The sequence below is a fragment of the Xanthomonas sp. NCPPB 1062 genome (genome assembly GCF_041481705.2).
Classification (GTDB): Bacteria; Pseudomonadota; Gammaproteobacteria; order Xanthomonadales; family Xanthomonadaceae; genus Xanthomonas; species Xanthomonas euvesicatoria.
On the sequence record NZ_CM192987.1, the window covers coordinates 3,720,721 to 3,735,304 of the forward strand.

The window sequence follows — 14,584 nt, forward strand, 5'->3', positions numbered from 1 at the left end:
GTATCGGTATCGGTATCGGTATCGGCAGTGAGGCTCCGTCACAACGGTGTGCTGCGTCAGTCGATTGCGCAGCGCGCAATGTCCACCGCAATGCCGCATCGCACCGCTTGCCCAGTCAGTACCGGTGCAGCGATTTCACGCAGAAAACGCAGGCGGCTGCGGCAAGGTGCGCGCATGCCTCTTTCGGACCTGCACATGCCACCACGCCCCTACGCTCGCGCCTGCTTGCTTGCCCTTGCATTGGGTACTTCCTTGTCTGCGCTGGCGCAGGCGCAACAGCCCGCGCCTGCCGCTGCGCCTGCATCGGCCGCAGCTCCCGCGGCCAAGGTTGTTCCTACCGGTGCGCGCTCGGACCTGCACGCGCAGGTGTTGCTGGATCGCGCGCATTTTTCGCCGGGCCAGATCGACGGCGAGCGCGGTTCCAATCAAAAGCGCGCAGTGTCAGGGTTCCAGGCCGCCCACAACATCAAGGCCACAGGCGAGCTGGATGACGCGACCTGGCAAGCCCTGCAGGCCGACACCACACCGGCCCTGGTGCAGTACACGCTTACCGACGCCGATGTCGCCGGCCCGTTCCAACCCATTCCCAAAGGGCCTGCCGAGCAGGCCAAGCTGACTGCGCTTGGCTATGCCTCCGTCGACGAAGCGCTGGGCGAACGTTTCCACGCAGACCCCGCGCTGCTGGCCCAACTCAATCCTGGCGTGGATCTGAGCAAGGCCGGCAGCGTGATTCAGGTACCCAACATCGACGGAGTGCCGCCCCTGGCCAAGCCAGCCAAGCTGGTGGTGGATAAGTCCGATTCGACGCTGCGGCTATTGGACGCCGACGGCAAGGTCTATGCGCAATTCCCGGTGTCTTCCGGCAGCAAGCACGACCCGCTGCCCATCGGCCGTTGGAAAATTCTCGGCATCTCGCGCGACCCGGTGTTCAAGTACAACCCCAAACTGTTCTGGGACGCGAAAAAGGGCGATCAGAAAGCCACCTTGCCAGCGGGCCCAAACAATCCGGTCGGCCGCGTCTGGATCGATCTGTCCAAACCGCATTACGGCTTGCATGGCACGCCCGAGCCAGGCCACGTCGGCAAGACCGAATCGCATGGCTGTGTGCGTCTGACCAACTGGGACGTGGTCAATCTCGCCAGCGTGGTCGGCCCGTCGGTGCCGGTGGTGATGCAGGAATAGACATGAAACTGCTGATGACCTTAGTGGTGGGCGTCGTGCTGGGCGCGGCCGGCTATTGGTGGCTGGAACGCACCGCACCGGAAGCGAAAGTAGAACCGTCATCCAGCGCTGCACCCGTCGCAACAGATCGCAGCGCAGCGAGTGCTGCGCCGATGGCAGCCCCTGCAGCGGCCGCCACGGCGGCACCGATGGCTGCCTCAGCACCACTGTCCGATCCCGCGCCGGCCGGCATGCCTGCCGCAACAACGCCAGCGCAGCCGCCTGCCGCTGCGGCACCGGGCAGCGACTTGCTGATTCCGGTACAGGGCATCGGCGCCAGCCAGTTGCAGGACACCTTCACCGATGCGCGCAGCGAAGGCCGCGTGCACGATGCCATCGACATCCTCGCTCCTACCGGCACACCGGTTGTGGCAGTTGCCGACGGCACGGTGGAGAAACTGTTCACCAGCGAGCGAGGCGGCCTGACGATTTACCAGTTCGAGCCTGGCGGCAAATACTGCTATTACTACGCGCACCTGGAGCGCTATGCCGACGGCCTAGCGGAGAAACAATCGATCAAGCGCGGCCAGGTCATCGGCTATGTCGGCAGCACTGGCAACGCCAATCCTGCCGCACCGCATCTGCACTTCGAGATCCATCGGTTGGGGCCGGAAAAACAATGGTGGAAGGGCGAGGCGCTCAATCCCTATCCGGTGTTGCACGGGGACCAGCCCCTGCAGTGAGATGGTCGCCCAAGTGTGTCTCGCTACGGCCTGCGTTTTTCGCATAGCGCCGCCATCTGCCGCAACGCCTGCGCGCCTTCATCGACTGGTTGGCAGAGGTCATGGCACCGTATCTGCAGCCGCTTGTGCAATAAGCAGCAGGTACATCGGCGCAGCGCGCTACGCCGATCGGCAGTCATCCACAGCGAACCCTTGCATTGCGGACTTCGCAGCGCACGTGGGGCGCTGATGTCTAGTGCATGCCCGTTGACTCGATGACGCGACACGTTGCCTCACGACAACCGATCTCGATCCACCGCGCGCCCTGATCGCGCAATCAGCGCGGCTGACAGAGGCCCTGTTCGGCAGTGCAATTCCCTGCAATCTGCTGAAACTCGGAACACCAAAAAGCACAAGCATCTTTCGCAAGATGCCCGTGCCATGGCGCAATCGCAGCGAGCGTTGCAGACGCCCGATGTCGCTTCAGATCAGAACGTGTAGTTGAAGGTCAGCATGCCGTTGCGCGAGGCGCCCCACGCACCATAGCCATTGTTGAACTGCGCGTAGTAACGCTTGTCGAGCAGGTTGTCGATATTGAGCTGCACCGAAAACTGCGGCGACAGGCGATAGCGCGCAAACGCGCTGACCACTGCGTACGGGCTCTGCTGGAAAGTGCCATACACCGGGTCCACATAGTACGAACGGTTCTGCCAGTTGACGCCACCGCCCACGGTCAGGTCGCTCCACGCGCCCTGCGGGGTGTAGCTACTGAACAGCTTGATGGTGGTGCGCGGCAGTTGCGTGTTGATCGAGGCGCCGCTGTCGTCGCGCGCGGTGTAGTGCGAGGCGCCCAAGGTCGCGTTCCAGCCCTGGGTCAAGCGGCCGGAAAGTTCGAAATCGAAACCTTCGCTGACCACACCATTGGCAGCGACGTAAGCAAAATCGCTGCTGCCCGGCACCAGCGTGCTCGTCGCCACACCCAGATTGTCCTGCTCGATGCGGAACAGGGCCAGCGAGGCGTTGAGCTGGTCGTCGAACCAGGCCGCCTTGACGCCGGCTTCGTAGCCCTTGCCGCTCAACGGATCCAGGTAGCCGCCATTGGCATCGCGCAAGGTCTGCGGGTTGAAGATCTCGGTGTAGCTGACATAGGTCGACCAGACATCGTCGATGTCGTAGACCAGCCCGGCGTATGGAGTGACTTCGGTCTGGGTGTCGGAGAACGGCACCAGCCCCTGCGTCGCATCGGCGTTACGGCCGTCAATCTGCCAATCGGTATAGCGCGCGCCCACCAGCAACGTCAGTGGATCGGCCAGCGAGAAGCGTGCGGCCACGTAGGCGGCCTTCTGCTTGATGGTGCCATCGCTCTGCACCGTGCGCGGGCTCCAGTTGGGCTCCGGATACGCGCCATTCCAGCCCAGGTAGCTGTCCAGGGGTGCGGGGAAGTCGAAGGTACCGTTATTGACGTACTCGCGCCGGTTGTAGCTGGCGCCGGCGACCAGTTGATGTTCGCGGCCGAACAGCTGGAACGGGCCCTGGGCATACACGTCGGCGCCGTCGGCCTTGCGCTCGGTCTGGTAGTTGCCCGAATACGGCACCACCCCACCGCCGGTGGTGCGGTCGAAGCCGAAGATGGTGTAGAACGGATAGAACAGGTGGTTCGTCGCTTCGGTGTTTTCGTGGCTCACATTGGCCTTGAGGGTCCAGCCGTTGTCGAAGCTCTGTTGCAGGCTGGCGAAGGTGCGCTGCAGGCGCGTGTCCCAGAACGTCCAGTCGGCCGCCGGATTGAACGAGCGCTTGTAGTCGGTACGCGTGCCATCGCTGTAGAACAGCGGGAAGCCGCCCCAGGTGACATCGTCCGATTCCTTTTTCTGGTACTCATAGCCCACGCTCAACAGCGTGCTGTCGGTGAGGTCGGCATCGATGATGGCCGAGCCGATCTTCTTGCGCAGGCTGTAGCGATCCATGTCCGATTCGCCGTCCTGATACACGCCCACTACGCGTGCGCGCACGGTGCCTTCGGGACTCAGCGGCACGGTGAGATCGGCCACGCTGCGGGTCTTGTTGAAGTCTCCCCCGCCCACCGACACGGTGCCGGTGAAGTCGCGGCTGAGCGCATGCTTGCGTACCAGATTGATCGAGGCCGACGGATTACCCGAGCCGGTCAATAAACCGGTTGCGCCGCGCACCACTTCCACCCGGTCGTACAGCGCTACGTCCAGTGCCGAATCGCCGTAGCTCCACGCCTGCTCCATGTAGGCCGGGATGCCATCGAATTGGTAGTTATCGATATAGAAGCCGCGTGCATAGAAGTCCAACCGTTCGCTGTCATTCTGCGAAGCCGAGATACCGGTGACGTTGTTGAGCACGTCGGTGATGCTCTGCAGGTTCTGGTCGTCCATGCGCTCGCGGGTGATCACGGTGACCGACTGCGGAATCTCGCGCAGCGCCAGGTTCATCCGCGTCCCGGCAGAGGTTTTCTCCACCGTATAGCCCTTGGCCTGCTCACCCTGCACGGTCATCCGGTCCAGTGTGGTGACCTCGGCATCGGCGGTGGGCGCTTCTGCCAAGACCTGGCCGGCGGCCAGCGTACACAGCGCAGCGAACAGTGCGCGGGGCAGGGCGTGGCGGCGTGCGCCCACAGAAATAAGACGCATTTCGGTACTACGGATCATCGGGTGACTCCAACGCAGACAGATCGGGCCGTACGCACCGCATAGGCGCAGCGCCGGCAACAAGGGGGAGGAACGGTGCGCCATACCATTGGCAGCGCATCATTTTAATGGGAATGATTCACATTTTAAATAGCCCGCGTAACACCTCGTTGGTATCGACCGCCACAAGGCAAACACCGGCTCCCTGGCTCCCTGGCTCACTGACACCCTGGCTCACTGACACCTTGGCTCACTGACACCTTGGCTCACTGACACCCTGACTCACTGACACCCTGACTCACTGACTCACTGACTCACTGACACCCTAACTCACTGACTCACTGACTCACTGGCTCTCTGGCTCCCTGGCTCCCTGGCTCCACGCCCTGCCGGGTCGCGATATCACGCGTGGGAGACCATTACGTGCAAGAGCCGCCGCATACGCATCGGCTCGCCGGCGCCAGGTCCACGGACCGCAGCTGTCCCGCTTCTGCCATCAGCCGTCATACGTGGCGGGCATGGCCTCGCGCGTTGGCGCCACCCTGTGCAGGCCCTCCCGCGCAGCCATTGCGGTTACACATGCATCTGGCAACCCGTCGGCCGCCACGGTTGCCGCAATGACGCATGCCGCGGCTTGCGTACTGTTGCGATGGCGATCGTCCCTAAGACTGCAGCGCTCCGATCCACCGCTGCAGGAAGCGCTCGCATCGAATTGCGCAAATTCTCGCGACATGCAGCGTTGCCAGAGATGCGTGCCCCCCCCTCCGCCGGCCACGCAGCACTCGAAATGGAGACATCGCACCGCGAGTGCGCGAAACGCAGCGCGTTGTGACATCCGCCACAAACAAAAACGCCGGCTTTCGCCGGCGTCTTTGTGACTCATATCAGCGCACTACAGCGCCTTCGCTGCGGCCACCACGTGCTCGGCAGTGATCTTGAAGTACGCATACAGCTGATCGGCCGGTGCCGAGGCGCCGAAGGTATCCATGCCGACGACATCGCCATCCAGGCCGACGTACTTGCGCCAGAAGCCGGTCACGCCCGCTTCCACCGCCACGCGCTTGCGCACGGCATTCGGCAACACCGACTCGCGATAGGCCGCATCCTGGCGGTCGAACACATCGGTCGACGGCATCGACACCACGCGCGTCTTGAGGCCGGCCGCATCCAGCGTCTGCTTGGCTTCCACCGCCAGGCCCACTTCCGAGCCGGTGGCGATCAGGATCACGTCCGGCGTACCGCCTTGGGCATCGGCCAGCACGTAACCACCGCGTTCGATCAACTTGATCTGCTCGGCGCTGCGCGGCTGATGCTGCAGGTTCTGACGGCTGAAGATCAGGCAGCTCGGGCCGTCCTTGCGGGTAATGGCCGCCTTCCAGCTCACTGCCGATTCCACCGCATCGCCCGGGCGCCACACGTCGTTGTTGGGGATGTAGCGCAGCGAGGCCAGGTGTTCCACCGGCTGATGGGTCGGGCCGTCTTCGCCCAGGCCGATCGAGTCGTGCGTGTACACATGAATCGCATGCGCCGGGTTCAACGCGCTCATGCGCACGCCGTTGCGTGCGTAGTCGCTGAACACCAGGAAGGTGGCGTCGAAGGGAATGAACCCGCCATGCAGCGCCAGACCGTTGGCAATGGCGGTCATGCCGAACTCGCGCACGCCGTAGTACACGTAGTTGGCATCCGGGTCGTCGGTGGCGACCGACTTGCTGGCCTTCCACAAGGTCAGGTTGGAGTGCGCCAGGTCGGCCGAACCACCGATCAACTCCGGCAGCAGCGGCGCAAACGCTTCAATCGCCAGCTGCGAAGCCTTGCGCGAGGCAATGGTCTGGCCCTCTTCCTGCGCCTTGGCGATGTAGGCATCGGCCTTGGCGATGAAGTCGGCCGGCAACTCACCGTGCGAGCGACGGGTCAGCTCTTCGGCTTCGCTGGCGTACTGCTTGGCATACTTGTCGAACAGCTGTTCCCATTCGGCCTGACGCAAGGTACCGGTACCGCCGGCACGCCAGCCGGCGTAGATCTCTTCGGGAATTTCGAACGGGCCGTACGGCCATTCCAACGCCTTGCGGGCGCCTTCCAGTTCGTCCTTGCCCAGCGGCGCGCCATGCGAGGATTCCTTGCCGGCCTTGGTCGGCGCACCGAAGCCGATCTTGGTACGGCAGCAGATCAGCGTGGGCTTGTCGGTGTTTTCCAGCGCCGCCTCGATGGCGGCCTTGATCTTGTCGGCGTCATGCCCGTCCACATCGCGGATCACGTGCCAGCCATAGGCCTCGAAACGCGCCGGGGTGTCGTCGCTGAACCAGCCGGCGGTATTGCCGTCGATGGAAATCTGGTTGTTGTCCCAGAACGCCACCAGCTTGCCCAGGCCCCAGGTACCGGCCAGCGAGGCGGCTTCGTGCGAAATACCCTCCATCAGACAACCGTCGCCCATGAACACCCAGGTGCGGTGATCGACGATTTCCAGCTCCGGGCGGTTGTAGCGCTGCGCCAGCAACTTCTCGGCCAACGCGAAACCGACCGCATTGGCGAAGCCCTGGCCGAGCGGACCAGTGGTGGTTTCCACGCCGGGAGTTTCGCTGCGCTCGGGGTGGCCGGCGGTCTTGCTATGCAACTGGCGGAACTGCTTGAGCTGCTCGATCGGCAGGTCGTAGCCGGACAGGTGCAACAGCGCGTACTGCAGCATCGAACCGTGGCCGTTGGAGAGCACGAAGCGGTCGCGGTTGAACCACTGCGGGTTGTTCGGGTTGTGCCGGTAGAAGTCGTTCCACAGCACTTCGGCGATATCGGCCATGCCCATCGGCATGCCGGGATGACCGGACTTGGCGGCTTCGACCGCGTCTGCGGCAAGAAAACGGATGGCGTTGGCCAGCTGGCGGCGGGTGGGCTGGGTCATGGGCGTCTATGGAAGCGGAGGGAACACCGCTGGAAGCGGAGGCCCCTATTCTCCCACACAGCGCGTTAGGGGAATCGGGAATCGGGAATAGAGAGTCGGATGCAGTGTTGCCGATTGGTCGATGCAATCACATGCGCGCCTAATCACCGTAGCCATCCGTGAAGCGCACCGTCACACCCCACCCTCGCACCAGCTCGCCTTACCCATTCCCGACTCCCGATTCCCTATTCCTCGCCCTTGGCCACCAAGGTCGTCAGCGCCAGATCCCCGGTCACGTTCAGCGCCGTGCGGCACATGTCCAGGAAGTGGTTGACGCCCAGGATCATGCCGATACCCACCGGGTTGACCCCGACCATCGCGCAGATCAGCGCCACCACCGGCAGCGAGCCGGACGGCACGCCGGCCGTGCCGATCCCGCCCAGGATGCAGACCAGCATCACCATGAACTGCTGGCCCAGGCTCAGGTCCACGTTGAAGAACTGCGCCAGGAAGATCACCGTGACGCCTTCGAAGAGTGCGGTGCCGTTCTGGTTGGCGGTGGCGCCCACGGTCAGCACGAAACGCGACACGCGCGCCGGCAGGCCCATCTCGTCGGCCACGCGTAGCGCCGTCGGCAGGGTCGCGTTGCTGGACGCGGTCGAGAACGCCATCACCGTCGCTTCCTGGGTCTGGCGGAAAAAACCCAGCGGCGAGCGTCCGGCGAATTTCACCGCAATGCCGTAACTGACCACCATGTGCAGGCCCAGCGCCAACACCACCACGCCCACGTAGGCGCCCAGACGAATCAGCAGATCGAAGCCGAACAGCGCGGCCAGGTTGAACATGAAACACGCCACCGCATACGGCGCCAGGCGGATCACCAGCCCGATCAAGGTCATCGAAATCTCGAAGACCCCTTCGATGCCGCGCCGCAATGTGGCGACCTTTTCGTCTTCGGTCAGCACCATGCCCACGCCGAACATCACCGCAAAAAACATCAGCGACAGAATCGCGCCGTTGCTCGACGCGGCGGCAATCACGTTGCTGGGCACGATCGACAGCAGCATGTCCATGCCCTGCGGCTGCGTGCCGGAGCTGGAAATGATCTCGCGGGTGCGCTCGGCGTTTTCCTGGATCAGCTGATTGGCCAGTTGCGGGTCCACGCCCCCACCGGGCTTGAGCACGTTGACCAGCACCAACCCCAGCAGCACCGCCACACCGGACAGCACCACGGTATAGCCCAGGGTGCGCCACCCCACCCGCCCCAGCGCGCGGATGTCGCCCATTTCGGAAATGCCCATGACCAGCGCCGAGAACAGCAGCGGCACGATCAGCATGAAGATCAGATTGAGGAAGACCTGCGAAAACGGCGTGGTGACGTACTTGGTCGCCAGGCGCACCCACTCGGCGTCGCTGCCAGCCAGGTAATAGACAGCCAGGCCCAACAACAGGCCAACGGCAAAGCCAATTCCCATCTTCCAATGCAGGGGCAGGCCCGGGCGACGCGTGGCTGGGGATGCTGTCATCTGGTCAGGCCTTGGTGGACACAAAGACCGGAGCTTAACAAACGCCATGGATGCGGCCACCTACCCGGGTGCTGCTATATGCCTGGTGCGGGTAGGCGAGCTTCTCGCTGTCGGGTGAGGCAGGCGTTTTGCAGTTGGCTGCAGGAGTTGCTGTTTAGGCGCAAAGCAGGACAGCCGGCATTTCGAGCCGTCGCGGCGTTCAGATGAAATCAGATGGCTGAAAGCGAAAGCCCGCCTGTCGAGTGCGCGGTGCCTGCCCTCGCCGCTCGCGGGACCCTTGGCGGCATGGATGCCGCCACCGAGCTTACAAGGACGTACTTGCAGCGTGTCCGGCGAGGGGGCGGGCAAGGGCACTGCGGCTAACCCAGCGCCAACGCTCCTTGCTCTGTGCCCCATAGTTTGCAGATCACGCGCATCCAAAGTCGACGCGTTATCCGCGCTGGAAGGCAATGTCGCCGCTCAGAGCAAGTAATGGCGGCCAACAAAATCTAACGAGCCACTGTTAGGTGTGCAGATCCCCCACCAGCAATCGAAGTACCGTTGTTGCAGACCCTTCGTCACCCCGGCTGCAACTGCGCGGCCAATATGTCAGTCGTTCCAGGCCGCCATCAATGCGACACCGTCAATCAAGGCGCAGGCGGATACAGCGGCGCCAGCACCTCCGGTTCGGCCGCACTTGCATGCCGCCAGCGCGGCCCCTTGGCGAACGCTTCGCGCAAGGCAGCGCGCGCGCCGGTCACATCGCCGTCGCCGCCCCAGCGTGCGCGCTGCATGCGCGCCACGGCTGCACGCTGCGCCGGGTCGGCCAATGCCGCCATCACTGCATCGATATCGGCAACACCGGCCATGCCGCAGAGCACCGCCGCCACCTCGTCCATGCCGCCGGTGTCGAGCGCGCGGCGCAACTCGGCAACGCCGTGGGTCGCACGTCTGCCCTGGGCTGGCACGTTGCTGCCGTTGCCCTCATTGCCGCCTGATGCACCGCGCGGAGCACCGCGCCGACGCAATAACGCCCATAGCAGCGTGGCGATCCACAAAAGCGCAAATCCGATCGCCGCCGCGATCCATCCCCACGGCGCTCGCGCGGGAGATGGTGCTTGCAGGGTGAGCGTGCGATCGGGTATCGGCGCCGATTGATCGGGTGCCGGATTCGGCGCCGATGCCGGCGCAGGCGTCGCAAACGCACCGCTACCTGCCGCCACATCGAGCGTCAGGTCGGGCAGTGACGCGGTCTTGGCTGCGCCTGCCCCCACATCCCACCATGCCATCTGCAGCCCGGGCACCACCAACGGACCGGCGCGGTTGGGCACGATCGAATAGCGCCGGGTCAGTCGCAGTTGCGGCGAGCCTTCCACAAAGCGTTCCTCGAATTGCGGCGGCTCGGCGAATACCTGCGCGTCGGGCACGCTGGGCGTGGGCAATTCGGGAAACTGCGCCTGGGTCGCGCCGCGCGCACTGGCTTCCACCACGAATTGGGCCGCCTCACCGGCTCTCGCCCGCTGAGGCGTGGTCGTGTAGCGCAACTGCAGGCTGCGCAACGGCAGCCACGGCTGCGGCGCATTGGCCGGTTGCGCGCGCACCTGCAGCGGAATGCTCGCACTGCGCGCACTCAACTCACCGTTGCCGCGCCCGAAGTAATCGTCGAAAAACCCGCCTACCGAACGCCCGTTGAAACGTGCCGGCGGCAGTAGCAGGCGACCGCTGCGCTCGGGCACCAGCAGGTAGCGCCGCTCCACCACATTATATTGGCGTCCATTGACGACCTTGACCGAGCTGACGTCGTCGCCGACGCGCTGCATCGATGCCCCATCGGGTGCCTCAAGATCCAATTCGCCCGATGCCAGTTGGGTGGCGAAGTACAACCGCACCACCACGCCCACGCTTTGCTGCACGTAGGGTTGCGGGTCGTCCACCTGGGTTTGGACGAAGGCTTCTTCATTGCCCTGCGCCGCACTCGGCGCGCCGGCAGCGTTGCCGGAGCTGCTCGCGGGATCGTTCGCCGCGCCAACCACCTGCAGGCGCAGCGGTTCGGTGCGTTCATTGCCCACGCGTATCGCCGGCACGATGAGTTCGCCGCTCCTGCGCGGCGTCAGTACCACGCCGAACAAGGCACGCACCGTCACCGACCCATTGGTCACCTGCATCTGCTGATTGGCGCTCTTGGCGCCCAGCGAAAAATCGCTGCGCAGCGGCGTGTAATCCGGGTCGACGCCGCGTTGGTCGGTTTCGATATTCAACATCGCCACATCGCCGGCATTGACGCTGTCGCGATCCAGCCACGCGCGCGTGACCGCACCCACAGGCGCGCACGCCAACAGTGCCACGCTGGCCAGCATGCCGATTGCCGCGCGACGTAAATGCTGTCTGCCGATCATCGTCCGTCCCGTTGCCTGCGTTCGTATTCCAGCCTGAATTTGGTACGCAGCAGGCTGCCCGGATCGTCCGGCACCCGCCGCAGCCATGCGTCCACCGCCTGACGTTGCTCGCGTTGTTCCGGCGTCTCGCCGGCGACGGCGGCCTCCTGCTTGCCGCTGGCATCGGCCTGCTTGTTGCCCGCCTGCGCCATGGCCTGCTGCATCTTGCGACGCTGTGCCTCATCGGCCTGCTGCTGCGCCTTGGCATCGGCAGATTGCGGCGGCGTGTCCTGCTTGCGTTGCTCGCCCTGCCCGTTCTTGGCCTGCGCATCTTGTGGCCTGCCGTCCTGTGGCGGCTGCGCCTCAGAGGGTTGGTTCTTGCTGTCGTGCTGATTCTGCCCATCCTGGCCGGATTGCTTGTCCTGCTGATTCTGGCCCGCCTGCTGTTGCCCCTTCCCATCCTGGCCGGATGGCTTCTGGTCCTTGGACTGCCCCTTGCCATCCTTGTTGGTCTGCTGCTGGCGCTTGCGCGCCGCATCGACCGCCGCGCGATTGGCGATGGCGTCCTGCTGATTCGGATGTTGCTTGAGCGCACGGTCGTAGGCCGCGATCGCCGCGTCGTACTGGCCTTGTCGCGCCAGCGCGTTACCGAGGTTGTACAGCCCCTCATCGGTCGGTACCGCTTCGAAGGCCTTCTGCGCCGCTGCGAAATCGCCCTTGCGATACGCCTGCACCCCGGCATCCAGGCGCTGTTGTTGCACCTGATCGGCACGCTGCCACAAGGTGCCATCGGCCGCGTGCGCGGGCTGCGCCAGCGGCAGCACGCACACCATCGCCAGCACGGCTACCACCGCGCGGCGACGAAACGCCAGCAGGGACAGCAGCATCACCGGCAGCACCAGCCAATAGCCTTCGTCGAGCCAGCTCTTGCCGCCATCGGACTCGGCGGTTTCATCGGCCAACGGCTGTTGCGATGGATCGAGCACGCCCAACGCCCGCAGGTCTGCATCGTCCGGCGCAATGCGCGCATAGCGCCCGCCCCCCTGCGCGGCCAGGGTGCGCAGACTGCCCTCGTCGAGCTTGGCCTGCGCAATTTCACCGCTGGCCGTGCGATACGCCGCACCGCGCTCGCCGCCCACACCGAGCGCAGAGACACTGAAGCCGCGCGAACGCGCCATCCGCGCCGAACTTTCGGCGGAGCGATCTGCGCTATCGCTGACAAGCAGGATCTCGCCTTGCTTGAAGCCGGCCTGCTGCAACAACTGCGCGGCCGCATCGATCGCCCGGTCGGCACGCTTGCCATCGACCGGCATGACCGACGGCGACAGCGCATCCAGAAACAAGGCCACGTTGGCACTGTCTTCGGTCAATGGCGCAACCGTAAAGCTCTCGCCTGCATACACCAGCAATGCCACCTCGCCACCGGCACGTTTGCGCAGCAGCGTCGCCAGCTTGGCGCGCGCCTGCAGCAGGCGCGAAGGCGGCAGGTCGGTTGCGTTGGTACTGGACGACAGATCCAGCACCACTACCAGCGGCATGCTCGATTGAAACACCGGACGCTCGGTCTGCCGCCAGCTCGGCCCGCTCATCGCAAGCACGGCCAACGCATAGGTCAGCGCAGCCAGCACGAATCCCAGCCATCCGCGCCGACCGCCGGAGACCAACAGCTTCGGCAACAGATGCGCATCCACGCTTTGCCGCCAGACGTCGGCATCGCGGCGACGCCAGTGCCACAGCGCAGCCGCCGGTACGATCGCCAACAGCGCCCACAACAGCGTCGGGCGCAACAGATGTAACGACTGCAGCCACCCCGCCAGCTCGGTCAGCGCGTCCATTGCCACCTCCGCGGCAGCAGATAGGCCAACAGGGCAACGACGATTGCCGCGCCCAATGGCCAGTAGTAACGCTCGACGCGCGGCTGCACCGAAGGCCCCAGTCCCTTGACCGGTTCCAGCCGATCCAGCTCGGCATAGATGCCGGCAAGCTCCTCAGTATCGCGGGCGCGGAAGAAGCGCCCGCCGGTCTGCTGGGCGATCTTGCGCAGCCCGTCTTCGTCGATGTCGTCGTTGCCGCCGGCCGGAATCGGCACCCCGAACAAGGAATAGCCGCCACTGCCGCCAAAGGCAATGGTGTGCACGCGCACGCCTTCGGCCTTGGCCAGTTCCGCGGCCTTCAGGGGATTGAGTACGCCGGCGGTGTTGACGCCATCGGTGAGCAACACCACCACGCGCTGGCCCTGCTTCTGTTCGCGCAGGCGCTTGACCGACAAGGCGATCGCATCGCCAATCGCGGTTTCGCGCCCGGCCAAGCCCACCACGCTGTCGCTCAACTGATCGCGCACGGAGGTCAGATCCGCGGTCAACGGTGTCAGCGCATACGCGCGTTGGCCGAATACCAGCAGACCGACGCGGTCGCCGTCGCGCCGATCCAGAAAGTCCGACAGCACGGCCTTGGCGGCGGTGAGCCGGTCTACCACCTTGCCACCAAGCACCATGTCGGGCTCGCTCATGCTGCCCGAAAGATCCACCGCCAACATCATCTGGCGCGCCTCGCGCGGTGGTTGAATCACCTCGCCCAATTGCTGCGGACGTGCCAGCGCGGCACACAACAAAAACCAAGCCAGCCACGCCAGCCAACGCGGCATCCGCAGCACCGGCGCGCTTTTGGCCTGCGCCACCGCCTGCAACTGCTCCGCATATGGCACGCGGAGTGCGGCCGCATCGGCGCGGCGTTGCGGCCAGAACCACATCAGCAACGGCAAGGGCATCAGCCACCACGCCCACGGCCAGGCGCAGTGCGCCAACGCATCCTGCCATTGCGACCACTGCAACCAGTTCATCGCCGGCCCCGCATCAACGCCACAAAGCGCTGCCGCGCCAACGCTTCTACCGCAGGCAGATCGCTGACGGCGGGTGCGCGCTGAAAGCCGCCTTCCAGCACAGCCCGGCCCGGCCCCTGCGAAAACACCTGGTCCTTGCGCTTGCGCCCATCCAGAAACTGCAACCACGCCTCGCCCTGCAAGCGGTCGGCCTGCGGGTCGACGCGCCGCGCCGCACGTCGCAGCAGCACCGACACGGCCGCCAAGCGCTGCGCAGGCGTGGTGGCGCGCGCTAGTTCCGCATCGAACGCAGCCAGCCAGCGGCGCTGGCGCTGACGCCGGCGCCACCACCAGACCCACGCGCTCCCCACCACCAGCACGACAACCGCGATCACCAGCCACCAGCCCGGTGCCAGCGGCCACCACGACGGCGACGGCGGCAGGTGCACATCACGCAGCGGCAGCGACTGCGGGGACATC

At 64.9% G+C, this 14,584-nt stretch carries 9 protein-coding genes; 2 read left to right on the forward strand and 7 right to left on the reverse strand.

All coding sequences use genetic code 11. The features are described from left to right. The first annotated feature begins 252 nt into the window (after window positions 1-252). Together ACCQ16_RS16045 and ACCQ16_RS16050 are read left to right on the forward strand one after the other, a co-directional pair. Entirely contained in the window at window positions 253-1,182 is a 930-nt protein-coding gene (locus tag ACCQ16_RS16045) for a L,D-transpeptidase family protein (RefSeq protein ID WP_029820174.1), read from the forward strand. A 2-nt stretch (window positions 1,183-1,184) separates the two neighbouring features. Continuing rightward, on the forward strand, window positions 1,185-1,904 hold the full coding sequence (locus ACCQ16_RS16050) for a M23 family metallopeptidase (protein WP_218196866.1): 720 nt from the start codon (window positions 1,185-1,187) through the stop codon (window positions 1,902-1,904). A gap of 467 nt (window positions 1,905-2,371) precedes the next feature. On the opposite strand, the gene fhuE is transcribed toward ACCQ16_RS16050, so the two are convergent. The 7 genes from fhuE to ACCQ16_RS16085 form a co-directional block, all read right to left on the reverse strand. After that, on the reverse strand, window positions 2,372-4,555 hold the full coding sequence (fhuE, locus tag ACCQ16_RS16055) for a ferric-rhodotorulic acid/ferric-coprogen receptor FhuE (RefSeq protein ID WP_008575865.1): 2,184 nt from the start codon (window positions 4,553-4,555) through the stop codon (window positions 2,372-2,374). An 871-nt stretch (window positions 4,556-5,426) separates the two neighbouring features. After that, window positions 5,427-7,427 carry a transketolase gene (gene tkt, locus ACCQ16_RS16060; RefSeq protein ID WP_008575863.1) on the reverse strand — a complete coding sequence of 667 codons (2,001 nt, stop codon included), beginning with the start codon at window positions 7,425-7,427 and terminating at the stop codon, window positions 5,427-5,429. A gap of 224 nt (window positions 7,428-7,651) precedes the next feature. Further along, the gene (locus ACCQ16_RS16065) at window positions 7,652-8,932 is read right to left on the reverse strand and encodes a dicarboxylate/amino acid:cation symporter (RefSeq protein ID WP_031424162.1); all 1,281 of its coding nucleotides are present in this window, start codon (window positions 8,930-8,932) and stop codon (window positions 7,652-7,654) included. Window positions 8,933-9,558: 626 nt separating this feature from the next. Next, window positions 9,559-11,307 (reverse strand): BatD family protein, encoded by a 1,749-nt coding sequence (locus ACCQ16_RS16070; RefSeq protein WP_372380358.1) that lies wholly within the window; start codon window positions 11,305-11,307, stop codon window positions 9,559-9,561. Then, the gene (locus ACCQ16_RS16075) at window positions 11,304-13,121 is read right to left on the reverse strand and encodes a VWA domain-containing protein (protein WP_277572515.1); all 1,818 of its coding nucleotides are present in this window, start codon (window positions 13,119-13,121) and stop codon (window positions 11,304-11,306) included. Before ACCQ16_RS16075 ends, ACCQ16_RS16070 begins: the two co-directional genes overlap by 4 nt. Further along, a complete protein-coding gene (locus ACCQ16_RS16080; protein ID WP_029820181.1) occupies window positions 13,109-14,125 on the reverse strand; it encodes a vWA domain-containing protein in 1,017 nt (338 codons plus the stop codon). Before ACCQ16_RS16080 ends, ACCQ16_RS16075 begins: the two co-directional genes overlap by 13 nt. Further along, on the reverse strand, window positions 14,122-14,583 hold the full coding sequence (locus ACCQ16_RS16085) for a DUF4381 domain-containing protein (protein ID WP_014090956.1): 462 nt from the start codon (window positions 14,581-14,583) through the stop codon (window positions 14,122-14,124). Before ACCQ16_RS16085 ends, ACCQ16_RS16080 begins: the two co-directional genes overlap by 4 nt. Between the last annotated feature and the right edge of the window lies 1 nt (window position 14,584).

Bases quoted from the DNA above. Each gene is read 5' to 3' on its own strand.
- ACCQ16_RS16075 (WP_277572515.1), bottom strand. From the start codon at position 13,121: ATGGACGCGCTGACCGAGCTGGCGGGGTGGCTGCAGTCGTTACATCTG.
- ACCQ16_RS16065 (WP_031424162.1), bottom strand. From the start codon at position 8,932: ATGACAGCATCCCCAGCCACGCGTCGCCCGGGCCTGCCCCTGCATTGG.
- ACCQ16_RS16070 (WP_372380358.1), bottom strand. From the start codon at position 11,307: ATGATCGGCAGACAGCATTTACGTCGCGCGGCAATCGGCATGCTGGCC.
- fhuE (WP_008575865.1), bottom strand. From the start codon at position 4,555: ATGATCCGTAGTACCGAAATGCGTCTTATTTCTGTGGGCGCACGCCGC.
- tkt (WP_008575863.1), bottom strand. From the start codon at position 7,427: ATGACCCAGCCCACCCGCCGCCAGCTGGCCAACGCCATCCGTTTTCTT.
- ACCQ16_RS16050 (WP_218196866.1), top strand. From the start codon at position 1,185: ATGAAACTGCTGATGACCTTAGTGGTGGGCGTCGTGCTGGGCGCGGCC.
- ACCQ16_RS16085 (WP_014090956.1), bottom strand. From the start codon at position 14,583: ATGTCCCCGCAGTCGCTGCCGCTGCGTGATGTGCACCTGCCGCCGTCG.
- ACCQ16_RS16080 (WP_029820181.1), bottom strand. From the start codon at position 14,125: ATGAACTGGTTGCAGTGGTCGCAATGGCAGGATGCGTTGGCGCACTGC.